This window comes from Celeribacter ethanolicus, from assembly GCF_002407265.1.
In the GTDB taxonomy this organism is placed as follows: Bacteria; Pseudomonadota; Alphaproteobacteria; order Rhodobacterales; family Rhodobacteraceae; genus Celeribacter; species Celeribacter ethanolicus.
In genome coordinates this window covers 1,036,318-1,062,134 of record NZ_CP022196.1, presented here as the reverse complement: position 1 = coordinate 1,062,134, position 25,817 = coordinate 1,036,318, and the positions used below count along the sequence as shown (strand labels likewise).

Genomic DNA, 25,817 nt, shown 5'->3' with positions numbered 1-25,817 from the left:
CCCATCGGGTCGGTCAGGACCCTTTGGGCGCCCCCTAGCCAGCGGGGTGAAGCGGGAATAGCACCGCTATGGGATCAATTGAAATTGTAATTTCCGTGATTTGATATTAGCTCTTCTAATGACTGGAGGGGCCATGCTGACACTCAGACAAATGACCTATTTCGTGGCGCTGGCCGAGACTCGCAGCTTTTCGCAGGCGGCCGAGACCGTGCATGTGACCCAGCCCGCCCTGTCGCAGCAGATCAAGGAAATGGAGGCAAGCCTCGGCACGCAACTGGTCGAACGGCTGCCGCGGGACATAAGGCTGACGCGGGCGGGGCAGGTGGTTTTGGACCGGGCGCGGCAGATCCTGGCGATGACCCGCGATCTGGAGGCGGAAATCCGGCTCTCGAAAGGCCTGACCGGGCGGCTGGCGCTTGGGGTGATCCCGACCATCGCGCCCTATCTCCTGCCACGGGCGCTCACACGGATCAAGGCGGCGGCGCTTGATCTCGACATGCGGGTGCGGGAGGCGCAGACGGCGGAGCTGATCGCGCTGGTGGCGGCGGGAAAACTCGATGCGGCGGTGATCGCGCTGCCGTATGACATCCAGGGGTTGCTGGCCGAGCCGCTTTTTACCGACCGGTTTCTCCTGGCCGGATCGCAGGCACGGATCGCGGCGCTGACCGAGGCCACGGTGCCGCGCCCGACGGAGTTGTCGCCGGACACCCTTTTGTTGCTCGATGAGGGCCACTGCCTTGCCGATCAGGCACTTGAGGTCTGCGGGCTGAAACGCAACCGGCAGTCGGTCGATCTCGGGGCCTCGTCTCTGGCGACGCTTTGCGGGTTGGTGGCGCAGGGCTTTGGCCTGACGTTGTTGCCGGAGATTGCGCTCTGTTCCGAAATGGCGGCGAGCCCGGAGATGGCGGTGCTGCGCTTTTCCGATCCGGAGCCGCAGCGCATGGTGGCGCTGGTGCGGCGGCAGTCGACGGAGGCGAAGCTGTGGTTCACCGAGCTGGCGGCGCTTTTGAAGGATGCGGGGGAAGAGTTGATGTGTGAGGCGCAAAGCCGGGCGTGAGGCGCGTATCAGCCATGCGTTCCGGGTATTCCCGGTATGCGACGGTATTCCGAGATCGCGCGATGCTGCGGATGCGAAAAGGCCCGCAGGGATGTCCTGCGGGCCTTTCTTAGGATCGGATCCGGGAGAGGATCAGGCGACGGCGACCGCTTCTTCGCCTTTGAGCCATTTGAGCACGTTCTCCGGGGAGGAGACGCCGTAGGGGTCTTCGCCGTGGTTGTCGCACAGACCCGGCTCTTCGAACCAGGCTTCGACCACACCGTCATTGACGACGGCGGCGTAGCGCCAGGAGCGCAGGCCGAAGCCGAGGTTGTCCTTGCGCACCAGCATGCCGACGCGGCGGGTGAATTCGCCGGAGCCGTCCGGGATCACGCCGACGTTCTCAAGTTCTTGAGATTGCGCCCATTTGTTCATGACGAAGCTGTCGTTCACGGACATGCAGTAGATCGCGTCGATGCCCAGTTCCTTGAACTCCGGGAAGCCTTTTTCAAAGCCCGGAAGCTGGTAGGTGGAGCAGGTCGGCGTGAAGGCGCCGGGCAGCGAGAACAGCACGACGCGCTTGCCCGCGAAGTAATCGGAGGTGGTCTTGTCCTCCCATTTGAACGGGTTCGGACCGCCGATGCTGTCGTCGCGAACGCGGGTGTGGAAGGTCACTTCGGGCAGTTTGTAACCGGCTTTCATGGGAAAACTCCTTGAGCTTGCGCTTCTCCGTGCAGGGAGGCGCTTCATTATGCCGCATCTTTTAGAGCGATTCTAAACGAGCTATCAATGTGCCTGCAGCAGAAATCGCTGCACAGGCGAGATGCGGGCAAGATGCGCGGTTTTCGCGAGACATTTGCAGGCAGCTTGCCTATATCGTGGTCCAAACGGAAAAGCCCAAACGGAAAAGACCCCCGCCATGCGTGATCTCAAGATTCCCGATCAGCGTCACCCCGAAAAGGCGCATCGTCCCGACAATGCTCAGCCGAAGAAGCCGAGCTGGATCCGGGTCAAGGCGCCGACCTCGAAGGGCTACATGGACACGCACAAGATCATGCGCGAGCATAAACTCGTGACGGTCTGCGAAGAGGCGGGCTGTCCGAACGCGGGTGAATGCTGGTCGCAGGGCCATGCCACCATGATGATCATGGGCGAGATTTGTACCCGGGGTTGTACCTTCTGCAATGTCGCCACCGGGCGCCCCGATGCGTTGGACGTTTTTGAGCCGGGGCGCGTGGCCGATGCGGTTCAGAAACTCGGGCTCAAACATGTGGTGATTACCTCGGTGGACCGCGACGATCTTGAGGACGGGGGCGCGGAGCATTTCGCCATGACCATCCGCGCGGTCCGCAAACGCTCGCCGGAGACCACCATCGAAATTCTCACGCCGGATTTCCTGAAATGCGACCCTTCGGCGCTGGAAACGGTGGTCGCGGCCAAGCCCGACGTGTTCAACCACAACCTCGAGACCGTGCCGGGCCTCTATCACGAGGTGCGCCCCGGTGCGCGTTACTTCCACTCCCTGCGGCTGTTGCAGCGGGTGAAGGAGCTTGATCCGACGATGTTCACCAAATCCGGCATCATGGTGGGGCTGGGCGAGAAACGCCCCGAGGTGCTGCAAGTCATGGACGACATGCGCGCCGCCGACATCGACTTCATGACCATCGGTCAGTATCTTCAACCGACGCCGAAACACCACCGTGTCGCCGAGTTCATCACGCCGGATGAGTTCAAAAGCTACGAAAAAGCCGCGATCAACAAGGGCTTCCTGATGGTCTCCGCCACGCCTCTAACGCGCTCGTCCTATCATGCGGGCGACGATTTCGCCCGTCTGCGCGAAAACCGCCTGAAGAAACTCGGTCAGGCGTAAGTGTCGGGAACATTTGAAATTTTCCTCGGCACGCAGCCGGGGCTTGAGCCGTATCTTCTGGCCGAGGCGGTGGAGGCGGGGTTTCCGTCGCCTGTCGCCGTGGGCGGGGGCGTGACTTTTGAAGGCACCTGGGACGACGTGGTGCGGGCCAATCTGGTGCTGCGGGGGGCTGCGCGTGTGTTGGCGCGGATCGGCACGTTCCGGGCGTTTCATCTGGCGCAGCTCGACAAGCGGGCGCGCAAATTTCCCTGGGGTGAGGTGCTGAGGCCCGATGTGCCGTTCCGGGTCGAGGTCGTCACCGGCAAGCGCAACAAGATTTACCACGCAGGCGCCGCGCAGGAACGCATCGAGCGCGCGATCACCGAGGAATTGGGCGCGCCTGTGTCGGCCGAGGCCGAGGTGGTGCTCAAGGTGCGGATCGAGGATGACAATGTGATCCTGTCGGTCGACACCTCCGGCGAGGCGCTGCATAAGCGCGGCTACAAGGCGGGCGTCGGCAAGGCGCCGATGCGCGAAACCATGGCGGCGCTCTTTCTGCGGGCCTGCGGTTATGACGGGCGTGAACCGGTGCTCGATCCGATGTGCGGTTCGGGGACCTTTGTGATCGAGGCGGCGGAATGGGCGCGGGGGCAGATGCCCGGTCGTGCGCGTGGCTTTGCCTTCGAGCATCTCGCGCCGTTCGATGCGCAGGTTGTGCAAAAAATCAAAGCGAACTGGCGGGAACGCGAAACGGCTTTGCGGTTTTGCGGGTCTGATCGCAATGTGAATGTTGTTCGCATGGCGACCGACAATGCCGAACGCGCCGACGTGGCCGATCTTTGCACGTTCAAACCCGTGCCGGTCTCGGAGGTCGAACGGCCCGAGGGCCAGCCCGGTCTGGTGATCGTCAACCCGCCCTATGGCGCGAGGATCGGCAAAAAGAAAGACCTCTACGCGCTTTACGGCGCCTTCGGGCAGGTGATGCGGGAGCGTTTCACCGGTTGGCGGGTCGGCATGATTACCTCCGACGGGCAACTGGCGCAGGCCACGGGGCTGCCCTGGGAGCCGCTTTCCGCACCGATTGCCCATGGCGGGCTCAAGGTGCGGTTATACAGGACTGCAGTTTTGCAGGCCTGATTTTGCACCGGGCCGTGCAAAAATCGCTTCAAATGTGATCTCTCTCAAGGCATTTTCTCACATTCCTATGCTAATATACGTGCGTATAGGAGGGGAGGTTTTGAAATGATGCACAGGCCGAATTGGGATGATTACCGCTTCGTGCTCGCCGTGGCGCGGACGGGGTCGGTATCCGGTGCGGCGCGTGAGTTGGGCGTCAACCATGCCACCGTCTTGCGGCGCGTGGCGGGGATCGAAAAGCGGCTCGGCGTCGAACTGTTCGAGAAATCCGTGCGCGGTTATGAAATCGCGCCGGAGAAATTGCGGCTGATCGAGGCTGCGCGCGAGGTGGAGGCCGCGGTGAGTGCGGTCGAACGTCTGGCGCGGGCGGGCGAGGCGCCGCTTGCGGGGGTGATCCGGGTGACATCGACGGACACCTTCTGTCAGGTGGTGCTTCCGCCGCTCCTGACGCGTCTGTCGGCGCATGAGAAGGAACTGTCCTTCGAGCTGATCTCGAACAACGCGCATCTGGATCTGTCGCGGCTGCATGCCGATGTGACGGTTCGCCCGACGTTCAAACTGCCGGAAGAACTGCATGGCGAGATGGCGGCACAGATGCGGTTCGGGTTCTATGCCCGCTCGACCGAGGTGCCGGCGGACCGCTGGATCGGGCTGACGGGCGCAATCGGACGCTCGCATGCGGCGCAGAAGCTGCGCGAGGAGCTGGAGCGGCGCAAAGTCACCTTCGTGGCCGCCGCCGACAGTTTCCTGACGCTCAAGGCGCTGGCGGAAACCGGCATCGGTCGGGTGATGTTGCCGGTGGTGCTTGGCAATGCCGCGCCGAAGCTCGTGCCCGTGGAGCCGGTGGTCGATCTGGCACCTTTGCCGGTCTTTGTGGCCTCGCATGCCGATCTGGCCGATGCGCCGCGTCTGCGGCAGGCACGCGCCCGGATCGCGGCGGCGCTGGAGGCGGAGGAACCGCATCTGATGGGCAAGGTTCTGGTGCCGGGGCAGTAATCCGACATCCTCGGATATGCGGCGGGTCCTTAACGGGGTCCGCCGTTGATCTGCATCCAGGCCGGCAGGCCGAAGAGTTTTTCCACAAGGACAATTGCCAGACAGGTGGCGACGATGGCGAAGATGAAGACGACCCGTTTCGCCGAAGGTGGATTTTGCGACCAGCGTTTGGCGCGCAGCAGCCAGTGCATGGGGGTCATGCGGGCGTTTCCGGTGCGTCGTCGAAGACCACGGAGCCGATGAAGGGCAGGTTGCGGTTGGCCTGCGCATAGTCGATGCCATAGCCCACGACGAAAGCGTCGGGGATTTCAAAGCCGATCCATGTGGCCTTGAGATCGACCTCGCGGCGGGCGGGTTTGTCCAGAAGGGCGATGGTCTCGAGCTTGCGCGGTTTGCGCGATTTCAAGAGCTTGATGACGGCGGAGAGGGTGTGGCCGGTGTCGACGATGTCTTCGACCACCAACACGTCACGGCCCTCGATCGGGTTGCGCAGGTCCTTGAGGATGCGCACTTCGCGAGAGGATTCCGTGCCGTCGCCATAGGAGGAGGCTTCGAGGAAATCGACCTCGACATTCATGTCCAGTTCGCGCACCAGATCGGCGATGAACACGAAAGACCCGCGCAGCAGACCCACGACCACGAGTTTGTCCGTGTCCTTGTAGGCGCGCCGGATTTCTTTTGCGAGATCCTCGATCCGCGCCGCGATGGCCTTGGCCGAGATCATGGTGTCGATGTGATATGGCCGCTGCGTCATGCTGTCCCCTCTTTGGACTCTTGCATTTTCCGTCTCGGCCATAGATGTATCAGGCCGGACAAAGACAGACCAGAGACCATGCCGACGCATCAGGAAACAAAACACCTCCCCTACAGCGCCGATCAGATGTACGCGCTTGTGGCGGATGTGGAGAATTACCCGAAATTCCTGCCGTGGAACGCCGCCGCGCGCATCCGCTCGCGCACGGACATGGGCGACCACGAGTTGATGCTGGCCGATCTGGTGATCTCGTTCAAAGTGTTCCGCGAGAAATTCGGCTCTCGGGTCAAACTCTACCCGGCGGAGCGCAAGATCGACACGGAATATCTCGACGGGCCGTTTCGCTATATGAAAAGCTGGTGGGTCTTTACACCCGCCGCGGATGGCGGTTGTGACATCGAGTTCTTTGTCGATTTCGAATTCAAGAACGCGATCCTGCAAGGCGTGATCGGCGTGGTGTTCAACGAGGCGATGCAGCGCATCGTCCGGGCGTTCGAGCGCCGGGCGCAGGAGTTGTACAGCTAAGCGCTCAGAACAGCCGAACCGTGAAGATCACGGTCATCACCACGCCGACCAGCACGATGAACTGTTTGAGCCGGGCGGTGTTGCGGATGCGGCGGGCGAAATGCGCGCCTAAAAATCCGCCCGCGATCATCGCTCCGGCCAGAAGCGCGGCATAGTCCCAGGCGATGACGCCTGCGAGCGCATAGGTCACGGCGGAGACCAGCGACAAAAGCACCGACAGCGCGTTTTTCAGCCCGTTCATGGCATGCAGGTCGGTGTAGCCGATGAGGCCCAGCACCGCGAGGAGCATGATCCCCAGCCCGCCGTTGAAATAGCCGCCATAGATCGACACCAGCAACAGCGCGATGGCCGCGCCTGTAGGCGCCAGCATGTCGCGGGCCAAAAGGCGCCGGATCAGTTGCGGCCCGCCGGCAAAGAGCAGGGTCGCCAGCGCCATGAGGCCGGGCACGGCGATGAGAAACGTGTCATTGGGGGTAATGAGCAGCAGCCCCGCGCCAAGAAGGCCGCCGAGGGCCGAGACGGCGATCATGCGCAGGGCGGGCATATTGGCGGTGGTGTGCAGGTCGCGGCGATAGGCCCAGACGCTGCTGACATAGCCGGGCAGGGCGCAGAGCGTGGCGGTGGCATTGGCGGACACGGCAGGCACGCCCGCGAAGATCAGCGCGGGCAGGGTCAGGAAGGTGCCACCGCCCGCAACGGCATTGAGCATGCCGCCCAAGAGCCCGGCGACGAGCACCAGCAGAATGTCGATCATGTTTCCTCCCGATCCGGCGCGTGCCCGCCGATTTTATGCTCTTATGTCCTGAGCGCCGAGCGCAGCATTTCGAGCGCATGCTCCACCGTTGCGCCACGCACGCCCGCCCGGCCCAAGGGACCGAATTCCACGGTTTCCACCACGGTGACCGCGCCCTTGCGGGCAAGGCCGAAACAGACCCGGCCTTCGGGCTTGTGCTCCGAACCGCCCGGGCCTGCGATGCCGGTGACGGCGACAGCGATCCCGGCCATGGATTTCGCAAGCGCGCCTTCCGCCATCTCCTGGGCCACCTGTTCGGAGACCGCACCATGTTCGGCGAGCGTCACAGGCGAAACACCGATCATCTCGCGCTTGGCGGTGTTTGAATAGGTGACATAGCCGCGATCCACCACGTCGGAGGAGCCGGGGATCTCGGTCAGCGTGCCGACGATCAGCCCGCCGGTGCAGCTTTCGGCGGTGGCGATCATCAGGCCTGCGGTGCGGGCCAGCGCAAGCACCTCTTCGGCCAGCGCGAGGGGCAGGGTAGTGGCATGCGCGCTCATTGGATCAGACCGTGATAGACGCCTGCAAAGACCAGAACGACGACGGCGGCGAAGACGCCCGCGATGACGTCGTCGAGCATCACACCAAGCGCATCGCCGCGCCGGTCGGCCCAGCCGATGGGGCCCGGTTTCCAGATGTCGAACAGGCGGAAGGCGAGAAAGGCGGTGGGCCATGCGGGCCAGAGCGTGGTGGAGGGCATACCGGCCATGGCGGAGCCGATGGAGACCGGGATGAGCGCGATCCACATGCCGACCAGCTCGTCGATGACGATCTCGGAGGGGTCTTCGTTGTCGCTGTTTGCGGTCATTTTCTGGGTGGCCCAGAGGCCTGCGACAAAGGCCACCGCTGTGCCGATCAGCACGCCGGGGACGCCGAGGCTTTCATGCAGCGCCCAGAACAGCGGCACGGCGGCGGCGGAGCCCCAGGTGCCGGAGGCGGGTTTCATGTAGCCGATCTTGGCGAGGGTCGCGATCAGTTCCGCATAGGGGTTCATCCGGGGTCTCCTTCAGGTCTTTGACCGGGGCCTTTGCCGCGGTTTTGTCGCTCAGCTCTTGATCAGGGCGGCAGTCGCGAGCGACGCGATGCCCTCTTCGCGCCCGGTGAAGCCGAGCCGCTCGGAGGTGGTCGCCTTGACCGAGACTTTCTCCACATCGACGCCCATGATATCCGCCAGAGCGGCGCGCATCGAGGCGGCATGGGGTCCCACCTTGGGACGTTCGCAGACCAGAGTGACGTCGCAATTCATCATCTCATAACCCATCTCGCGCGCAAGCCCGATGGCATGGCGCAGGAAGATATGGCTTTCGGCGCCTTTCCATTGCGGGTCCGAGGGCGGAAAATGCTGACCGATGTCGCCGCGCGCCAGTGCGCCGTAAATCGCATCGGTGAGCGCATGCATGCCGACATCGGCGTCGGAATGGCCCTGAAGGCTGCGCCCGTGCGGGAGTTTCACGCCGCAGAGCCAGACATGGTCGCCCTCGCCGAAACGGTGCACGTCATAGCCATTGCCCAAGCGTATATCGGGGCGGATTTCCATCGCTGCCTTCTCCTGTTGTCTTTGACGCAGAACTGCGTCGGCCCGGGCGAAATCGCCGGGGTGGGTGATCTTGAAATTCTCTTCCGAGCCTTCGGTGATCGCAACCGCGAGGCCATGGGCGCGGGCCACTTCGACATCGTCGGCGGCCTCGCCTTGAAAGGCGCGGTGGGCGGTCAGAATGGCGTCGAAGACAAAACCCTGCGGCGTCTGGGCGCGATACAGCCCGCTGCGGTCGCGGGTGCCCTCGACAAGAATGCCTGTTTCAGCGGCGTTTTGCGAGGACGCGCCCAACCAAAGTGCATCCGTGACCATGAGCGCAGGTGCTGCGCCCTCGTGGGTTTCGAGTGCGGTGAGCACGCCTTCGATCACCTCGGTAGGGATCAGGGCGCGGGCCGCGTCATGGATCAGAACCCTGTCGAAATCCTGACCGGAAAGTGCCTCAAGCCCCGCCTTCACGGAAGCCGATCGGGTCGCGCCACCGGAAACAAGCGTCACGTTTTCAAGGCTTTGCGCCAGATCGAAATCGTCCGCGTGATGCACGACGACGATGCGCGCGACATGCGGGCGAAAGGCGGAGATGGCATGGTCGATGACGCGCAGGGCTGTGGGGGCGGTCCCCAGCCTTTGCCATTGCTTCGGCATCTCCCCGCCCGCGCGGGTGCCGCGTCCGGCGGCGACGATCAGAGCTGCGATTTTTGTCATGGGTTTTGGCATAATCGGTGGCGCGCAGGCTTGCAATGCGCTGTTTTTGACCTGAGGGATGGTTAAATTTTATGCATAACGTGTTTTTCGCCACATTTTTCGCCGCGATCCTTTGCGACTCGCGGCTGTGACCGCTACCTCTGTCCGAAATGCTCAAGGATTAATCGCTTGCCCGTTGAATTGGCGCAACTCGCACTGGACCCGCCCGTGTTCCTGGCCCCCATGGCTGGCATCACGGACCTGCCGTTTCGCGATCTGGTCGCGTCTTTCGGTGCGGGGTTGGTGGTGTCGGAGATGGTCGCCTCGCATGACATGCTGAACGCGCGTCCGGGCGCGCGCGAGAAGGCGGAGCTTGGCTTCGGGGTCGAGAACACCGCCGTGCAGCTTGCGGGGCGCGAGGCGGAGCCGATGGCGCTCGCGGCAAAAATGGCCGAAGACAATGGCGCGCAGATCATCGACATCAACATGGGCTGTCCGGCGAAAAAGGTGGTGTCGGGTTATTCCGGCTCGGCGCTGATGCGCGATCTCGATCATGCGTTGAGCCTGATCGAAGCGGTGGTGGGGGCGGTTGCCGTACCCGTGACGCTGAAAACCCGGCTTGGGTGGGACGACGCGCTGTTGAACGCGCCGGAACTGGCGAAACGCGCCGAAGAGGCGGGCATTCAGATGATCACGATCCATGGCCGGACGCGGTGCCAGTTCTACAAGGGGCGCGCCGATTGGGCGGCGATCCGGGCGGTGAAGGACGTGGTGGCGATCCCGGTGATCGCCAATGGCGACATTACCAGCCCCGAGGCTGCGCGGATGGCGCTGGCGCAATCGGGGGCCGACGGGGTGATGATCGGGCGGGGCGCGCAGGGGCGTCCGTGGATTTTGGCGCAGGTCGCTGCGAACCTGACCGGTGCACCAATGCCCGCGCGCCCCGAGGGCAAGGATTTCGCCGACATGGTCGCGGGTCATTACGAGGCAGGGCTCACGTTTTATGGCGAAGCCTTGGGCGGTCGGGTGATGCGCAAACATCTGGGCTGGTACATGGATACGGCGGGCACGGCGGATGCGCTGCGCAAGCGCGTTTTGACGCAAAAATCGCCGCGCGACGTGTTCGCGCTGCTGCCCGAAGCACTGAGCGGGGAGGTCTGCGCCGCATGACACATCGTTTCGACATGCTCTGGCCCTCGCTGCCGGTGCCCGCGATCATGATCGACGCGGATGACCAGATCGTCGAGGTCAATTCTGCCGCCGAGCTGTTTCTCAACGCCTCCGCCAAGGCGCTGACCGGCGTGCCGGTGTTCGACAAGCTCGCCATCGACGCACCTCTGGAAGAGGCCTTCGGACGTGTGCGGCGTGACGATTCCCCCTTGTTTATCAACAATGTCGATGTCTCGGGCGGCAATGCGGCGCCGGTGCAGTGCAACATCCAGATCGCGCCCTTGCAGGGTATGGACAACTGGCTTGTCCTGCTGATGGAACCGCGCCAGATCGCCGACCGGCTGGGCCGGGCACATCAGGTCAAGACCTCGGCGCGCTCGGCCATTGGCATGGCGGAAATGCTGGCGCATGAGATCAAGAACCCGCTGGCGGGCATCACGGGCGCGGCGCAGCTTTTGTCGATGAGCCTCACGCCGGAGGATCTGGAGCTGACCGATCTGATCGTGGCTGAGAGCCGCCGGATCGTGGCGCTTCTGGAGCAGGTGGAGCAATTCGGCAACCTGCGCCCGCCCGCGAAACGCCCGATCAACATTCACGACCTCTTGGACCGGGCACGCAAATCCGCCGAGTTGTCTTACGGCGCGAACATGAAATTCATTGAGGAGTTCGACCCCTCTCTGCCACCCACCTTCGTCGATGGTGATCAGATCCTTCAGGTGTTTCTGAATCTGATCAAAAACGCCTCTGAGGCGGCGGGCAAGGGGGGCGGTACGATCCGGCTTCGGACCTTCTACGACCTGTCGCTGCGCCTGCGGCGCAAGGACGGCACGGGGGCGGCGCTGCCGCTTCAGGTCGAGATCATCGACGACGGCCCTGGACTTCCGCCGGAGATTGCCGCCGATGTGTTCGAGCCCTTCGTCTCGGGGCGCGAGAACGGCACGGGGCTGGGCCTTGCACTGGTGTCGAAGATTATTTCCGATCACGAGGGTTGGATTTCCGTGGATTCCGTGCCCGGCAGAACCGTGTTCCGCATCTCGCTTCCGGTCGCGCCGCGCGAACCGAGAAAGAGTGAGCCGAAATAAAGAGTGACATGCGCGTGACAGGTCATAAAGTTGAGAAAAACCCCGCAGAGAAGGGGGCTGCGCGCGGGCCGATGGGCTCGATGCGAGACTGACAAGGAGAGAATACTATGGATGGCACGATCCTCGTCGCCGATGACGACCGCACGATCCGCACGGTCCTGACCCAGGCGCTGACCCGCGCGGGCTGCAAGGTGCATGCGACCTCGTCTCTGGTCACGCTGATGCGCTGGGTGGAAGAGGGCAAAGGCGATCTGGTGATCTCCGATGTGATGATGCCCGATGGCAACGGGCTTGAGAGCCTGCCGCGCATCGCCGAACTGCGCCCCGGCCTGCCGGTGATCGTGATCTCGGCGCAGAACACCATCATGACGGCCATTCAGGCCGCCGAGGCCGAGGCCTTCGACTATCTGCCGAAGCCCTTCGACCTTCCCGACCTGATGAAGCGCGCGGCCAAGGCGCTCGAGGTCAAGCGTCGCGCCAATCCGGCGCCGTCGACCGCCAAGGCGCCGTCGGAACTGGGCGCGCCGCAGGAAGACCTGCCGCTGGTGGGGCGCACGCCCGCGATGCAGACGCTGTACCGGCTTGTCGCGCGCGTGATGAACACCGATCTGCCGGTGCTGATCACCGGCGAGAGCGGCACCGGCAAAAGCCTGATTGCCCGCGCGATCCACGATTTCTCCGACCGTCGTAGCCTGCCGTTCGTGGTGGTCTCCGCCTCCGATCTGGCAACGATGGAAGGCCCGGCGGCGGTGATTTCCAAGGCCCGGAACGGCTCGATCCTGTTCGATGAGGTCGGCGATCTCGATGAGGAAGCGCAGGCCCGCATCGTGCGCATGCTCGACAGCTTTACCGACAACGCGCCACGCATCATGGCGACCTCGCAGGCCAATCTTTCGGCCAAGATGGAAAGCGGTGCCTTCCGTCAGGACCTGTTCTACCGCTTGGGCGGCGTGACGATTTCCGTGCCCTCGCTACGCGAGCGGGTGGACGACATTCCGCTGCTGGCGGAGTTCTTCCTCTCGAAGGCCGAGCGCGACGGGCTGTCGGCGCGCCGCTTCACCGGCGAGGCGATGGATCTGGTGCGGGCCTATAGCTGGCCGGGCAACGTGCGCCAGTTGGAGAACACCATTCGTCGTCTGATCGTAACCTCGCCGGAGGAGGAAATCACCCGGATGGAGGTCGAGACCGTGCTGGGCAACCAGCCCGCGATGGAACCGCTGCAGGGCGGGGGCGAGGGCGAGAAGCTGTCGTCGTCGGTGGCCAAGCATCTGCGTCGCTATTTCGACCTGCATGGGGGCGTGCTGCCGCCGCCGGGCCTTTATCAGCGGATTCTGAAAGAGGTCGAGGGGCCGCTGATCGAGATCGCGCTCGATGCGGTCGGGGGAAATCAGGCCAAATGTGCCGATTTGCTTGGCATCAACCGCAATACCTTGCGGAAAAAGATCAATGACCTCGATATTCAGGTGACACGCCGTCGCAAGCTGATGTAAAAAGGCCACATCCGTGCCGAATAGGGCGCAGTGACCGGAATGACACTCCGCTGCGCTGTCTCTGCCACGGTGTCTTGCGTCAAACCCCATGAATAATGGGGCGCGCGGGGCTGGTTTTGAGCAGTACGAGGGTACGGTCCATGGCGCAAAAGCCCGTGGCACAAAGAATCGGTCGGCAAAGCTGGCACAGGCTGATGCGGCTTCGGCGGCAACGGCGGTTGCAGAATGCGGCGACCCTTGCCGTGTTCGTTCTCGGGCCGCTGCTGGCGGTGCTGACCTTCCTCGTTTTGGGGCCGCTCGACCATGGCCCGGCCTCTTCCGTGCTGCGCGGCGTGCTTTTGGCCGATGTGGTCTATATCATTGTCGTCGCGGGGCTCGTGGCGCAGCGCATCGCCAGTGTGGTCGCCGCGCGCCGGGCGCATTCCGAGGGCTCGCGGCTGCACCTGCGCCTGTCGGGGGCCTTCGTGCTTCTGGCGCTCATCCCGACCGTCATGGTGGCTGTCTTCGCCGTGGTGACGGTGAATTTCGGCCTCGAGGGCTGGTTTTCCGACCGGGTGCGCAACGTGGTGGGCTCGTCTCTGGAAGCGGCGAAGGCCTATGAGACCGAACATCGTGACGGTCTGGCCGACGACACCCGCGCCTTGGCGAATTTCATCATTGATCGACGCCGCCAGGTCACGATTCTGTCCGACGGCGACTTGCGGCAGGTGCTCAACCAGGGGCAGGGGCTCATCCAGCGCGGTCTGCGCGAGGGCTATGTCATCGACCGGGCGGGCGAGATCAAGGCGCGGGGCGAGCGTTCCTATCTGTTCAATTACGAGAAACCGACGGAGGCGCAACGGGCGCGGGCGGAGACCGGCGAACTGGTTCTGATCGACGATTGGGACCGCAACGAGAGCCGGGCGCTTCAGCGTCTGGCGGGCTTTTCCGACCGCTATCTCTACGTGACCCGCGATGTGGACGGCAAGATCCTCAACCTGCTCGATGAGACCCAGGACAGCATCGCGCTGTACAACCAGTTGGAAAGCGAGCGCGGGCGGCTGTTGTTCGAATTCGGTCTCTTGTACATCGGCTTTGCCATCATCCTCATTCTGGCCGCGACCTGGCTCGGTCTGTGGTTCGCCGAACGGCTGGCGCAGCCGATCGGGCGGCTGGCGGGCGCGGCGCAGAAGGTGGGCGAAGGCGATCTTTCGGTGCGTGTGCCCGAGGAAGAGGGGCAGGACGAGATCGCCACACTGGGTCGTGTGTTCAACCAGATGACCGGTCAGGTGAAGGTGCAGCGCGACGAATTGCTGGAGCGCAACGCCCAGATCGAGCATCGCCGCCGGCTGTTCGATTCCGTGCTGTCCTCGGTGACGGCGGGGGTTGTGGGGCTGGACGCGGAGGGCCGTGTGACGCTTCTGAACCGCTCGGCGCAGGCGCTTTTGAATCTTGGCGAGCGCGACGTGACCGGCGAGGCGCTGGCCGTTGTCGTGCCGGAATTCGGTCCGCTCTTCGACCTGTTGCGCAGCCAGAAACGCGAGGTGGCACAGGAGGAGTTGCGGCTCATTCGGTCCGGCGCGCAGGAAAGCCTTTTGGTGCGGATCGCCACCCGACGTGACGTCGAAGGTGCGCTTGAGGGCTATGTGGTGGCCTTTGACGACGTGACGGATCTTGTGAGTGCACAGCGGCTGGCGGCCTGGGGCGATGTGGCGCGACGGATCGCGCATGAGATCAAGAACCCGCTGACGCCCATTCAATTGTCCGCCGAACGCATCCTGCGCAAATTCGGACGCGGGCTTGATGAGGAGGCGCGCGCGGATCTTGAGCAATATACTCAGGTCATCGTGCGCCAGACCGGTGATCTGCGCCGGATCGTCGACGAATTCTCGAAATTCGCCCGGATGCCAAGCCCGGAGCGGCGCGAGCACGATCTGGTCGAGCTGGTGAAGGGCGCGGTGCTGTTGCAGCAGAATGCCCAGCCGGATGTGAAGATCACGGCGCGGATCGAACCGACCACGGCGTTGGCTGAAGTCGATGCGACGATGATCGGGCAGGCGCTCACAAATTTGATCAAGAACGCCGGAGAAGCAATTGAAAGTCTTGAGGAATGCGGAATTCCTCAGGGCTATGAGCCGCGCATTCTCGTGGCCATGCAATGCGACGATCAGGAGGCGGTGATCACGGTGACGGACAACGGCATCGGCCTGCCGGAGGATCGTTCGCGGCTGTTCGAACCCTATGTGACGACGCGGGAAAAAGGTACCGGGCTGGGCCTGCCGATCGTCAAGAAGATCATCGAGGAACACGGCGGGACGCTGACGCTGACCGACGGGGCGCCTCTGGATGACACGGGCCGGATCGGGGCCTGTGCGACCATTCGCATCGCTGTTGCAGGCGATGAGCGTGTTGAAGAAAAACAAGAACTTGCGGTGTAAAGATGAAGTCTGGAGTGAATGATGTCTGATATTCTGATCGTCGACGATGAGCGCGATATTCGCGAGCTGATCGGGGATATTTTGCAGGATGAGGGCTTTGAGACGCGGCTGGCCGCGAATTCGGACGAATGCCTGAAGGAAATCGACGCGGGCGTTCCGGCGCTGATGATCCTCGACATCTGGCTGAAGGACAGCGACATGGACGGGATCGACATCCTGAAACATGTCAAGCGCGAGCACCCGGAAGTGCCGATCATCATCATTTCCGGTCACGGGAATATCGAAATCGCCGTCGCGGCGATCAAACAGGGCGCTTACGATTTCATCGAGAAACCGTTCAACATCGACCAGCTCATGGTGGTGATCACGCGCGCCATGGAGACCTCGCGTCTGCGCCGGGAGAACGCCACGCTGAAACGCTCGGGCTCGGGCGATCTGGAAATGATCGGCGTCTCGGCGGCGTTCAAGCAGCTCAAGAGCAACCTTGAGAAGGTGACGAAATCCAACGGTCGGGTGATGCTGACGGGCGGTGCAGGGGTCGGCAAGGAAGTGGCGGCGCGGTTCATTCACGCCGGCTCCGAGCGGCGCGAGGCGCCGTTTGTCACGGTTTCGTCCGCGACCATCGAACCGGACCGGATGGAAGAGGTGCTGTTCGGGCGCGAGACGCCGGAGCGGGGCGTCGAGAAGGGGCTTCTCGAGGAGGCCAACGGCGGCGTGATCTATTTCGACGAGGTTGCCGACATGCCGCTTGGCACCCAGTCGAAGATCCTGCGGGTGTTGGTCGATCAGCGCTTCACCCGCGTGGGCGGCAATGCCAGGGTGTCGGTCGATCTGCGGGTGGTGTCCTCGACCTCGCGCGATCTTCTGGCGGAGATCGAGGCGGGGCGGTTCCGCGAAGAACTGTATCACCGGCTGAACGTGGTGCCGATCGAGGTGCCCGCGCTCGAAAAACGCCGGGAGGACATCCCGGAACTGGCACGGTATTTCATCGAGAAGCTGAACCGGGAACAGGGCTTGCCGCTGCGCGATCTGTCCGAAGATGCCGCGGCGATGCTTCAGACCATGGCCTGGCCGGGCAACGTGCGCCAGCTCAAGAACGTCATCGAACGGGTGTTGATCCTCGGCGACAGCACCGGGCTGATCGAGGCCGACGAATTGCCCAACGAGGACGGTGTGCGCGAGGACGACGGGCGGGCGATGCTGTCGCCTGCGATCGCGACCCTGCCGCTTCGGGAGGCGCGCGAGGTGTTCGAACGCGAATACCTGCTGACCCAGATCAACCGGTTCGGCGGCAATATTTCCCGCACTGCAACCTTCGTGGGCATGGAGCGCTCGGCGCTGCACCGCAAGCTCAAGTCGCTGGGCGTGGTGACCGGCAACAAGCAGGGTGGCCGGATGGCCTATGTCGAGGAAACCGACTGAGCGGGGCGGGCGGCATGGGGTGACGCAACGGCACCCGGAGGCCCGGGCGGCATGCGGGTGCGTTGACGCCCCTGATATTCCGTGCCAAGCCTGTGGCGAAGCGAAAGCCCTGCGCGCACCGGACCGGTTCCGGCGCAGGGCGTGATATGGCAAGGGCGCGACGTGAGTTTCACGGACGGCCCTGAAACAGGGATGATGCGATGAAGGTCATCATTTGCGGCGCGGGGCAGGTCGGCTGGCAGATCGCCAAGCAGCTCTCCGTCGAGAAGAACGACGTGACGGTCGTGGACAACAACCCCGCGCTGGTGCGCCGCGCCACCGACACGCTCGACGTGCAGGGGATCGAAGGCTTTGCCTCCTACCCGGACGTGCTGGAAAAGGCGGGCGCGCGCGACGCCGACATGGTGATTGCCGCGACCTATTCCGATGAGGTGAACATGGTTACCTGTCAGGTGGCGCATTCCGTGTTCAACGTGCCGCGCAAGATCGCCCGGCTGCGGGCGCAGAGCTATCTGACCGCGATCTATTCCGATCTCTACCGCCGCGATCACCTTCCGATCGACGTGGTGATTTCGCCGGAGAAGGAGGTGGCCGAGGCTGCGCTCCGGCGTTTGGCGGCCCCTGCGGCTTTTGACACCCAGGCGTTTCTGGCCGGGCGGGTGCAGCTCATGGGCATCCTGCTCGAAGAGGAATGCCCGGTGCTCAATACCTCGCTGCGAGAGCTGACCGAGCTGTTCTCGACGCTGCGCGCCACCGTGGTGGGGGTGCGCCGTGACGGGCGGCTGTTTGCACCGGAGCCGAAGGACCAGCTTTTCGCCCGTGACGAGATTTACGTGTTTGCGCATTCCGACGACATCACCCGGACGCTGGAGATTTTCGGCAAGACCAACGCGAAACAGGAGCGTGTGGTGATCCTGGGCGGCGGCAACGTGGGTCTCGGCGTGGCCCAGGCGCTGGAGGCACGGACCGAACGGGTGCGGGCCAAGATCATCGAGCGCGACCGCAAGATCGCCGAGAAGGCGGCGGACGCGCTGGAACGCACCATCGTCCTGAACGGCGACGGGCTCGATCCGGAGCTTTTGTCCGAAGCCGGGGTGAGCCGCGCCGATGCGGTGCTCTGTGTGACGGATGACGACAAGGTCAACATGCTGGCCGCCGTGCGGGCGAAGACCGCCGGGGCCAAAATGGCCATTGTGCTGGTCAACGACCCGACGCTGGTGCCGATCCTCAATGCGCTCGACATCGACGCCTATATCAACCCGCGGGCCACGACCGTGTCCTCGATCCTGCGCCACATCCGCCACGGCCGGGTGCGCAACGTCTATTCGGTGGGCGACAGCGAGGCGGAGGTGATCGAGGCGCAGGTGCTCTCGACCTCGCCGATCTCCGGCAAGCGCATCCGGGACATCGACTTCCCGGAAGGCGTGCTTGTCGGCGCGCTGACCAAAGGCGACACATACGTCAAGCCGATGGGCGAGACCCGGATCGACGAGGGCGATGTGATCACCATCTTCTCGCTCGCGGCCGACGTGCCGGAGGTCGAACGCCTGTTGCAGGTCTCGATCGACTATTTCTGATGAACGGCGCCCGATGAACCGCTTTTCGCGCATGCCCTTTTTCGTCCAGCTCATGCTGGTCTCCGGCGCCGCCATGATGGTGCCGGCGATCTATGCGCTTGTGCTGCGGGAATGGGACGATGCGCGGGCCTTCGTCTACGCCAGCGTATTGTTTTCCTCTCTGGCGCTGTTCATCGCCATCGCGCGCTATCGCCCCGAGGGGGCGGATGCGGGTGCCGGGCGCGACCGGGAGGGGCGCAACCAGCTTTTGACCCTTTTGGGGGCCTATACGCTTTTGCCGCTGATCCTGGCGGTGCCGTTTTCCGAGGCGACCAAGGACACCACCTATTTCAACTCCTATTTCGAGATGGTCTCTGCGCTCACCACCACCGGGGCGACGCTGTTTGACGACCCGGCGCGGCTGACCAAGCCGGTGCATCTCTGGACGGCGCTCGTCGGCTGGCTCGGCGGGCTGTTCGCCTGGGTCACGGCGGTGGCGGTTCTGGCGCCGCTGAACCTCGGCGGGTTCGAGGTCATCTCCTCGCGCCAGCCGGGGCAGGCGGAGACGCGGGCGAGCCAGATCACCCGCATCGCCGCCGCCCCCGAGCGGATGGCGAAATTCACCTCGAAACTGTTTCCGATCTACCTCGGGCTGACGCTGGCGCTGTGGTTCGCGCTCTCCATGGTCGGCTCCACCCCCTATGTGGCGCTCTGCCATGCGATGTCGGTGATGGCGACCTCCGGCATTTCGCCTGTGGGGGGGCTGACCCAGGCCGGAGGCGGGTTCATGGGCGAGCTGCTGGTCTTCGCCTTCCTGTTCCTGGCGCTGTCGCGCAAGACCTTCACCGCAGATCAGCCGCGGCTCGATGCGCCGCCGCTGTGGCGCGATCCGGAGATGAAGATCGCGCTGGCGCTTATCGTAACCGTGCCCTTGCTCCTGTTTCTGCGCCATTGGGTTGCGGTGCTTGAGGTCTCCGGCGACTGGACCGTCGGACGGGCGCTGTCCTCGCTCTGGGGCGGCACCTTCATGGTGCTCTCCTTTCTCTCGACCTCGGGGTTCGAATCCCGGGGCTGGGAAGAAGCGCGGCTTTGGTCCGGGCTTCAGGCGCCGGGCGTGCTGCTGATGGGGCTGGCGATTTTCGGCGGCGGTGTGGCGACCACGGCCGGGGGGGTGAAACTCATCCGGCTCTATGCGCTGGTGCGCCATGGAGAACGCGAGATCGAGAAACTGATTTCGCCGAACTCGGTCGGCGGCGCGGGTGCCAATGCCCGGCGCATCCGGCGCGAGGGCGCCTATGTCGCCTGGGTCTATTTCATGGTCTTCGCCTTTACCATCGCTGCCGTGATGATGCTTTTGTCGCTCTACGGGCAGAATTTCGAAGCGGCGACGATTTTTACCATCTCGGCGCTGACCACCACCGGACCGCTGGTGCAGGTGGCGGGCGATGTGCCGCTGAGCTATGCCGCGCTCGGCAGTCCGGAAAAGCTCATTCTGGCGGCGACCATGGTGCTCGGGCGGCTGGAGATGCTGGCGATCATCGCGCTTCTGAACCCGGAGTTCTGGCGGCGCTGAGGTTTTGGTGTGAGGCGTTAGCGCCACCATCCTGCGGATGTGACACAAATTTGCGTCGCGGCGAAAACAAGCTTCCGAAAATCAGCGCCTTATCTTGACATTCCCCGGAATCTCCGGCGAACTCACCTCAAGTGCTGTCGCCCGAGGGACAGTTCGCATCAAAAGCGCAAGAAAAAGGCAAAGATCATGGCCGCCGACAAACAGAACCTTCAGGACGCCTTCCTCAACCATGTTCGCAAGACCAAAGTTCCCGTGACGATCTTTCTGATCAACGGTGTGAAACTTCAGGGGGTGATCACATGGTTTGACAACTTCTGCGTCCTGCTGCGCCGCGACGGCCAGTCGCAGCTCGTCTACAAACACGCGATTTCGACGATCATGCCGGCCCAGCCGATCAATCTCTACGACGGCGAAGAGGCCTGATTTCAGGCCTCTTGTATTCCGTTCGTTAAGGTATAAGTGACGGTATGGAACCGGGCACTTGTCGCATTGCGACAGGTGCTTTCTCACGTTTGAAGGAGCGGCATTTGGCCGAACTGCATGACCATGAGGTGAAGAAGACCCGCGCCTGGGTGCTTCATCCCGACATTACTTCCGACCGCACCCGCCGCGATCCCGTCGCGGGACTCGAAGAGGCCGTGGCCCTGGCCGATGCCTTGCCCGAATTGGAGGTGGTCGGCTCCGAAATCGTGCGCCTGCCCAAGATCCAGCCCGGCCATCTCTTTGGCACCGGCAAGATTGAGGAGCTGAAGCAGCGGATGAAGCTCGCTGAGGTGGAGTTGGTGCTGGTCGACGGGCCGGTGACGCCGGTGCAGCAGCGCAACCTGGAGAAGGAATGGAAGGTCAAGCTTCTGGACCGCACCGGGTTGATTTTGGAGATTTTCTCTGACCGTGCGCGGACCCGCGAAGGCGTGTTGCAGGTCGAAATGGCCGCACTCACCTATCAGCGCACGCGGCTGGTGCGCGCCTGGACCCACCTTGAGCGGCAACGCGGCGGTTTGGGCTTTGTCGGCGGTCCCGGCGAGACCCAGATCGAGGCCGACCGCCGTGCCATCGACGAACAACTGACCCGGCTCCGGCGTCAGTTGGAGAAAGTCGTGAAAACCCGTGAGCTGCACCGCGCGTCCCGCGCCAAGGTGCCGTTTCCGATCGTGGCACTGGTGGGCTACACCAACGCTGGCAAGTCGACGTTTTTCAACACGGTGACCGGCGCGGATGTGTTCGCCAAAGACATGCTGTTTGCGACGCTCGACCCGACCATGCGCCAGCTTGTGATCGAGAACGCCCATGGCGGTGATCGCGAGATTATCCTGTCCGACACGGTGGGGTTCATCTCCAACCTGCCGACGCAGCTTGTGGCCGCCTTCCGCGCGACGCTCGAAGAGGTGCTTGACGCCGATCTGATCCTGCATGTGCGCGATATTGCGTCGGAGGAAACCGATCATCAGCGCGACGACGTTCTGAAAATCCTGCGCGATCTCGGGATCAAGGACGACGCGCCGATGTTCGAGGTCTGGAACAAGATCGACCTGCTGGACGACGAGGCGCGTGCGGCGCGCATGGAGCGTGCGGCGCATGAGGAGAACATCTTCGCGATCTCGGCGGTGACCGGCGAGGGCGTTCCGGAACTTCTGGCCGCCGTGTCGGCGTTCTTTGAGGAAGACAAGATCGAGCGCGACATGATCCTGCCCTATGCAGACGGGCGCAAGCGCGCGTGGTTGTTCGAGGAGGGGGTTGTTCTTTCCGAAGAGATGACCGAAGAGGGGTATCAGCTCAAGGTGCTGTGGACGCCGCGGCAGGAAAAGCAATTCCGGGAGATGTGAGATGAGCGCGCAAGAGAGCAAGACGACCAGGAAGGCCGCGCCGAAAAAGGCCACGGCGAAACAGGCGGCACCGAAGACGGGCGCACAAAAGGCGGATGCCGCGTCGAAGCCGCATCTGTTCATGATGCTGTTCGAGGCCACGGCGGGGGCGAAAACCGGCCTGCGCATGGGCGCGCGCCACGCAATCATGGTGTTTATGGTGGCCTCTGAGGTGAAACATGCCACGGGGAAGGCGGCCAAGGGGCTTCAGGTGACGGGATGGTCCGGGATCACGCTGAAAAAGGCCGGGGACATCACCGGTCAGAAACAGCGGTTCACCGACAAGGCCCTCGATCGTGCGGCCCAGACCGCGGCGCAGAAGGGCGCGTCTTTCCTCGTCTACAAGAAAGAGTTGAAGGCGCAGGCGTGAGTGCTGTCCGTGCATGTCTTTTACGATGACATTCTGAGCCGTATTGCCGAACCCCCGCTTTGGTTCGATGAGCATGCCGTGCCGCGTTATGCGGATTTTTCACCGGAACAGGCGGCCAAGATTTCCGCGCAGGAAGTAGTGCTGCTTTTGATCCGGTGCCAGGCCTGTCGCCGGGACTTCCGAGTCGCCCTGTCTTCGTCGGAAGCGAAACCGGTTTTGGCACCGAAGATTGAAGCTCGGACATTGCGCTTCGGCGATCCGCCAAATGTTCGATGTTGTTCTACGGGGCCGACGATGAATTCCATTTCGGTGCAGGTTCTGGAATATTGGTTCAAGCCGCAAATCCATGGCCGACTTGGCCCAGAGGTCGGGTTCGAGGCATGGGCCGCACAAAGAGAATTTGCACGTGACCCAAAGTTCGAGCGGGTCTTTTCTGCGCGTTAAAAGGCTTTAAATCTCCCGCGCCGGATTGCCGATAACCCGTGCACCCGGTGAGACGTTTTTCGTCACGACAGCCCCCGCGCCGACAATCGCGCCGTCGCCGATGGTGACCCCCGGAAGGACAATCGCGCAGCCGCCGATCCAGACGTCCTGGCCGATGGTGACGGGCAGGGCGCGTTCGATCAACTGGCCGCGCAGCACCGGATCGCGGTGGTGATCGGCGCAGTAGATCTGCGCCTTTGGCCCGATCATCGTGCGCGCGCCGATCTCCACCCGACCGCTGTCGAGCACGACGCAGCCGACGTTGAGAAACGCCTCTTCACCGAGAAACATGTTCTCGCCATACAGGAGGTGAAACTGACCCTCGATCCGTGCGCTTTCCGGCGCAGCGGCGATCACCGCGCGCAGGGCCGGGTGCATGTTGCCGCGCTCGGACGGCAGCGCCATGTTGTGCCTGTGCACTGCATCGAAGACCCGGGTACGGATCGCGTCGATCTCCGGGTCCATCGAGCAATACCAGTCACCCGCGCGCATCTTGTCGAGCTCGGAGGTCATTGCGGGTTCATTCTCTCGGCATCAGATGGGTGATGCCGACACCAGCCGCCCGCGCCAGTTCCGGGTCGAGGCTCATCGGTACATATTCGCCCCGCCGCCACAGCTCGCCCAGATCGTCATAGTGACGGCTCAAGGGATGGCCGGACTGGCCGGTGGCGGTGATAAAGACCGAACTGTCGGGATCGGCGAAATCGTAGACGCCGCGATAGGCTGCACCATGGACGTTGGCGAAAGGATCGGCGGGATCGCCGGAGGTGACGCCGCGCATCAGCGTGTTGTCGCCCCCCGAGGTCGATTGCCGGATATTCACCACCCACTTCAGGAAGGGCACATCGCCCAGCACAGGGTGATCGTGATGCGCCATATGCGCATCGCCCCAGCGTAGGCTTTCAAGATTCGTTGAATAATGCTCCCCGATCCACAACAGCGCATCGTCGAGCGCCATGCGTGCGATGTCGGTGCAGGTCTCGACAGGTGCCGACTGGATCACGTCGCACCACGCAGACGCGCCGTCGATGTCGCGATAGACGCGTTCGATGAACAACGGGTCGACATGGGTAAATTCACGCGCGAGCGGCCCGATTTCGTCTCGGATCAGCCGATCCTGAAGCGCGCGCATCCAGGCGTAGTAGATCAGCGGCTCCGGCAGGTGCTCGTTCATCTCACCGTTCCATTCGGCCAGAAGCTCGAGCGCATGCTGGCGCTGGCGTTCTGGCGTGCCTTCGGGCGCCGCCTCTCCGGTGAACCACAGGTCTGCGCCCACAAGCGGCAAAAGCGTGCGCGCGGCAGGGGAGACGACGTCGTTTTGCGTTTCGATGAAACTGTCGCGGGTGTGGACCTCGCGCGATTGCATCAGCCGGGTCCAGCGCTGCACGCGTTGCGTGTCGCCCCAGTGATAGGACAGGTGCTCGGGGAAGGGGGCCTCCACGGTCTTGTTGTTGGTGTTGCCGACAATGCCGGTCTCGCCGCCGGTGAACAGCGGCAGATCGTCGAAATCGCGCCAGCCCTGCCAGCGGTTGGTCTCGATCCAGCCCGGCGAGGGGATGCGGCCCTGCGACTGGTGGCGGGCGTCGCGCAGAGGCGCACGGCCGATCACCTTCATCTGCACCCGGTCCGGGTCGGCCATAACGAGGTTGAGCGCCGGGGCGGCGAAATCGCGCGCCGCCTGCATCGCCTCGGTCAGGGTATGGGCGTGATTGAGCGCCACAACGGCGGACATGGAACGGTCGTCGGAGACCAGCGCGGTCCAGGCGGCAGAGACCACATGGCCCGGCGGCGTGATCGTGTCGACGTCAAAGGCGGTGGCCGGCAGGACCGGGCCGTTTTCGGTCCATTGCAACGTCAGGGTGCGCGGCGCGGCATCCTTGATCTGAACGATCGAGGGCCGGGTGCGCATCGGTTTGAAGCCGTCAGGCGTGAGAACTTCGCTGGTATTGTCCGGGTTGAGTTGCTCGATATAGAGATCGGCGTCGTCGAGATAGGCGGCGGTGATGCCCCAGCCGAAATCCTCGCGCCGCCCGGAGACGATGGCGGGAATGCCGGGCACGGAGGCGCCGATCACCCCGCCGCTCGAAAGTTCGAGCCGCGCCAGATACCACGCGCCGGGGGCGGAAAACCCGAGATGCGGATCGTTGGCGAGAAGCGTCGAGCCGGAGGTCGAGCGCCCGGGGGCGGCGGCCCAGACGTTGGACGCGCCCGCAAGACCCGGTTTGGGGAAAGGCGACATGGCATATTGCGTGCCGGACGGCTGTTTGCCGGGGATGGCCTCCGGGAACAGGGCCGCATAGGAGGGCAAAAGGGCGGTGCCGGTACCGGGGGCATCGGGCATCAGGTCGCGCAGACGTTCCTGCGGCAGTAAAAGCGAAGCTTGGGCGCGCAGCACCTCATTGGGGATTTGATCGGAGAGCTGGAGGGCCACGAGTTTCAGGATCGCAATGGAATCGGCGGGCTGCCAATAGGCGATCTCGCTCGGGAAGAGAAAGAACTCCGGCGCACCGCGTCCGCGCGCGCCCTCGTTGACCTCGGCGATCCAGGCGTTGACGCCGCGGGCATAGGCCCCGAGCGCCGCCATGGCCTCGGGGCTCTGAACCTGAGCAGAGGCCTGAGCCGCGTCGTAAATCCCCAGCCGCCGCATCAGCTCGTCGGTCTTGAATGTGCGCTCGCCGAACATCTCGGACAGTTTGCCCTGGGCTGTGCGGCGCAGGAGGATCATCTGGAACAGACGGTCCTGGGCATGGGCAAAGCCGAGCCCGTAATAGACATCCGCATCGGTGGTGCCAAAGATATGCGGTACGTTGGCGTTGTCGCGGGCGATCTCGACCGGGGCGGAAATCCCCGGCACCTCGTAATCGGCATCGTAATCCGGAAGCGAGCGCGCGGCGAGCCAATAGGTCAGCCAGATGCCGAGGACGGTCAGAAGGACAAGGGCTGAGACAAGCTTCAGCAGAATGGAGAAAGTGCGGGCCATGGGCGGGGCAGACCTATCGGATGTGCGCGAATGGATGTTGACGCGGGGCCGCGAGCGGCTACGGTTTGCGCCGTTAAATCACATCCGGCGGAGAGGGAAAA

The 25,817-nt window shown here is 63.5% G+C and carries 25 protein-coding genes; 16 read left to right on the top strand and 9 right to left on the bottom strand.

Going from position 1 to position 25,817, the window contains the following annotated elements; all coding sequences use genetic code 11:
- Nucleotides 1-133 precede the first annotated feature (133 nt).
- Complete coding sequence (locus CEW89_RS05135) at nt 134-1,057, top strand: hydrogen peroxide-inducible genes activator (protein WP_066704998.1); 924 nt, start codon at nt 134-136, stop codon at nt 1,055-1,057.
- 132 nt (nt 1,058-1,189) lie between these two features.
- Here CEW89_RS05135 and CEW89_RS05130 read toward each other — a convergent pair whose 3' ends face one another.
- Nucleotides 1,190-1,738, bottom strand: coding sequence for a peroxiredoxin (locus CEW89_RS05130; protein WP_066705000.1), 549 nt, complete (start codon nt 1,736-1,738; stop codon nt 1,190-1,192).
- A 217-nt stretch (nt 1,739-1,955) separates the two neighbouring features.
- Here CEW89_RS05130 and lipA point away from each other — a divergent pair, with 217 nt between their 5' ends.
- From lipA to CEW89_RS05115, 3 genes are all read left to right on the top strand, one after another.
- Nucleotides 1,956-2,906, top strand: a complete 951-nt coding sequence (gene lipA / locus CEW89_RS05125; protein WP_066705002.1) for a lipoyl synthase — start codon at nt 1,956-1,958, stop codon at nt 2,904-2,906.
- On the top strand, nt 2,907-4,022 hold the full coding sequence (locus CEW89_RS05120) for a THUMP domain-containing class I SAM-dependent RNA methyltransferase (protein WP_096805149.1): 1,116 nt from the start codon (nt 2,907-2,909) through the stop codon (nt 4,020-4,022).
- A gap of 105 nt (nt 4,023-4,127) precedes the next feature.
- Nucleotides 4,128-5,018, top strand: coding sequence for a LysR family transcriptional regulator (locus CEW89_RS05115; protein ID WP_096805148.1), 891 nt, complete (start codon nt 4,128-4,130; stop codon nt 5,016-5,018).
- A gap of 29 nt (nt 5,019-5,047) precedes the next feature.
- Here CEW89_RS05115 and CEW89_RS20995 read toward each other — a convergent pair whose 3' ends face one another.
- Entirely contained in the window at nt 5,048-5,218 is a 171-nt protein-coding gene (locus CEW89_RS20995) for a hypothetical protein (protein WP_198403500.1), read from the bottom strand.
- On the bottom strand, nt 5,215-5,772 hold the full coding sequence (hpt, locus tag CEW89_RS05110) for a hypoxanthine phosphoribosyltransferase (protein ID WP_066705006.1): 558 nt from the start codon (nt 5,770-5,772) through the stop codon (nt 5,215-5,217). Before hpt ends, CEW89_RS20995 begins: the two co-directional genes overlap by 4 nt.
- A 78-nt stretch (nt 5,773-5,850) precedes the next feature.
- Here hpt and CEW89_RS05105 point away from each other — a divergent pair, with 78 nt between their 5' ends.
- The gene (locus CEW89_RS05105; protein ID WP_096805147.1) at nt 5,851-6,297 is read left to right on the top strand and encodes a type II toxin-antitoxin system RatA family toxin; all 447 of its coding nucleotides are present in this window, start codon (nt 5,851-5,853) and stop codon (nt 6,295-6,297) included.
- 4 nt (nt 6,298-6,301) lie between these two features.
- Here the strand turns inward: CEW89_RS05105 and CEW89_RS05100 are convergent, their stop codons facing one another.
- From CEW89_RS05100 to CEW89_RS05085, 4 genes are read right to left on the bottom strand one after another with little or no spacing between them, the layout of a single operon-like run.
- Nucleotides 6,302-7,051, bottom strand: a complete 750-nt coding sequence (locus CEW89_RS05100) for a sulfite exporter TauE/SafE family protein (RefSeq protein ID WP_096805146.1) — start codon at nt 7,049-7,051, stop codon at nt 6,302-6,304.
- 41 nt (nt 7,052-7,092) lie between these two features.
- Entirely contained in the window at nt 7,093-7,593 is a 501-nt protein-coding gene (locus CEW89_RS05095; RefSeq protein ID WP_066705015.1) for a CinA family protein, read from the bottom strand.
- Nucleotides 7,590-8,087 carry a phosphatidylglycerophosphatase A family protein gene (locus tag CEW89_RS05090; protein ID WP_066705016.1) on the bottom strand — a complete coding sequence of 166 codons (498 nt, stop codon included), beginning with the start codon at nt 8,085-8,087 and terminating at the stop codon, nt 7,590-7,592. The genes CEW89_RS05095 and CEW89_RS05090 overlap by 4 nt, the downstream gene beginning before the upstream one ends.
- Before the next feature lie 51 nt (nt 8,088-8,138).
- Nucleotides 8,139-9,332 (bottom strand): bifunctional 2-C-methyl-D-erythritol 4-phosphate cytidylyltransferase/2-C-methyl-D-erythritol 2,4-cyclodiphosphate synthase, encoded by a 1,194-nt coding sequence (locus CEW89_RS05085; RefSeq protein WP_096805145.1) that lies wholly within the window; start codon nt 9,330-9,332, stop codon nt 8,139-8,141.
- A 168-nt stretch (nt 9,333-9,500) separates the two neighbouring features.
- Between CEW89_RS05085 and dusB the strand changes: the two genes are divergently transcribed.
- The 11 genes from dusB (at nt 9,501) to CEW89_RS05030 (ending at nt 22,697) form a co-directional block, all read left to right on the top strand.
- Nucleotides 9,501-10,481, top strand: a complete 981-nt coding sequence (gene dusB / locus CEW89_RS05080) for a tRNA dihydrouridine synthase DusB (protein ID WP_081423818.1) — start codon at nt 9,501-9,503, stop codon at nt 10,479-10,481.
- The gene (locus CEW89_RS05075; RefSeq protein ID WP_066705021.1) at nt 10,478-11,563 is read left to right on the top strand and encodes a two-component system sensor histidine kinase NtrB; all 1,086 of its coding nucleotides are present in this window, start codon (nt 10,478-10,480) and stop codon (nt 11,561-11,563) included. Before dusB ends, CEW89_RS05075 begins: the two co-directional genes overlap by 4 nt.
- Nucleotides 11,564-11,670: 107 nt before the next feature.
- Nucleotides 11,671-13,053 (top strand): response regulator, encoded by a 1,383-nt coding sequence (locus tag CEW89_RS05070; RefSeq protein ID WP_066705023.1) that lies wholly within the window; start codon nt 11,671-11,673, stop codon nt 13,051-13,053.
- Nucleotides 13,054-13,193: 140 nt separating this feature from the next.
- The gene (locus tag CEW89_RS05065; protein ID WP_425321021.1) at nt 13,194-15,470 is read left to right on the top strand and encodes a sensor histidine kinase NtrY-like; all 2,277 of its coding nucleotides are present in this window, start codon (nt 13,194-13,196) and stop codon (nt 15,468-15,470) included.
- A 21-nt stretch (nt 15,471-15,491) separates the two neighbouring features.
- Nucleotides 15,492-16,892, top strand: coding sequence for a nitrogen assimilation response regulator NtrX (gene ntrX / locus CEW89_RS05060; RefSeq protein ID WP_096807133.1), 1,401 nt, complete (start codon nt 15,492-15,494; stop codon nt 16,890-16,892).
- A 200-nt stretch (nt 16,893-17,092) separates the two neighbouring features.
- Entirely contained in the window at nt 17,093-18,469 is a 1,377-nt protein-coding gene (gene trkA / locus CEW89_RS05055) for a Trk system potassium transporter TrkA (RefSeq protein ID WP_096805143.1), read from the top strand.
- A gap of 13 nt (nt 18,470-18,482) precedes the next feature.
- Complete coding sequence (locus tag CEW89_RS05050) at nt 18,483-20,021, top strand: TrkH family potassium uptake protein (protein ID WP_096805142.1); 1,539 nt, start codon at nt 18,483-18,485, stop codon at nt 20,019-20,021.
- 186 nt (nt 20,022-20,207) lie between these two features.
- Nucleotides 20,208-20,444, top strand: a complete 237-nt coding sequence (gene hfq / locus CEW89_RS05045) for an RNA chaperone Hfq (protein ID WP_066603845.1) — start codon at nt 20,208-20,210, stop codon at nt 20,442-20,444.
- A 104-nt stretch (nt 20,445-20,548) separates the two neighbouring features.
- Nucleotides 20,549-21,844 carry a GTPase HflX gene (hflX, locus tag CEW89_RS05040; protein ID WP_244906161.1) on the top strand — a complete coding sequence of 432 codons (1,296 nt, stop codon included), beginning with the start codon at nt 20,549-20,551 and terminating at the stop codon, nt 21,842-21,844.
- A gap of 1 nt (nt 21,845) precedes the next feature.
- Entirely contained in the window at nt 21,846-22,253 is a 408-nt protein-coding gene (locus CEW89_RS05035; protein ID WP_096805140.1) for a hypothetical protein, read from the top strand.
- Nucleotides 22,254-22,697: a hypothetical protein gene (locus CEW89_RS05030; protein WP_096805139.1), complete on the top strand. Its 444-nt coding sequence runs from the start codon at nt 22,254-22,256 to the stop codon at nt 22,695-22,697. It abuts the gene before it with no gap.
- Between the two features lie 6 nt (nt 22,698-22,703).
- Here CEW89_RS05030 and CEW89_RS05025 read toward each other — a convergent pair whose 3' ends face one another.
- Both CEW89_RS05025 and CEW89_RS05020 read right to left on the bottom strand, forming a co-directional pair.
- Complete coding sequence (locus CEW89_RS05025; protein WP_096805138.1) at nt 22,704-23,249, bottom strand: sugar O-acetyltransferase; 546 nt, start codon at nt 23,247-23,249, stop codon at nt 22,704-22,706.
- A 7-nt stretch (nt 23,250-23,256) separates the two neighbouring features.
- On the bottom strand, nt 23,257-25,716 hold the full coding sequence (locus CEW89_RS05020) for a penicillin acylase family protein (protein WP_096805137.1): 2,460 nt from the start codon (nt 25,714-25,716) through the stop codon (nt 23,257-23,259).
- Nucleotides 25,717-25,817 lie beyond the last annotated feature (101 nt).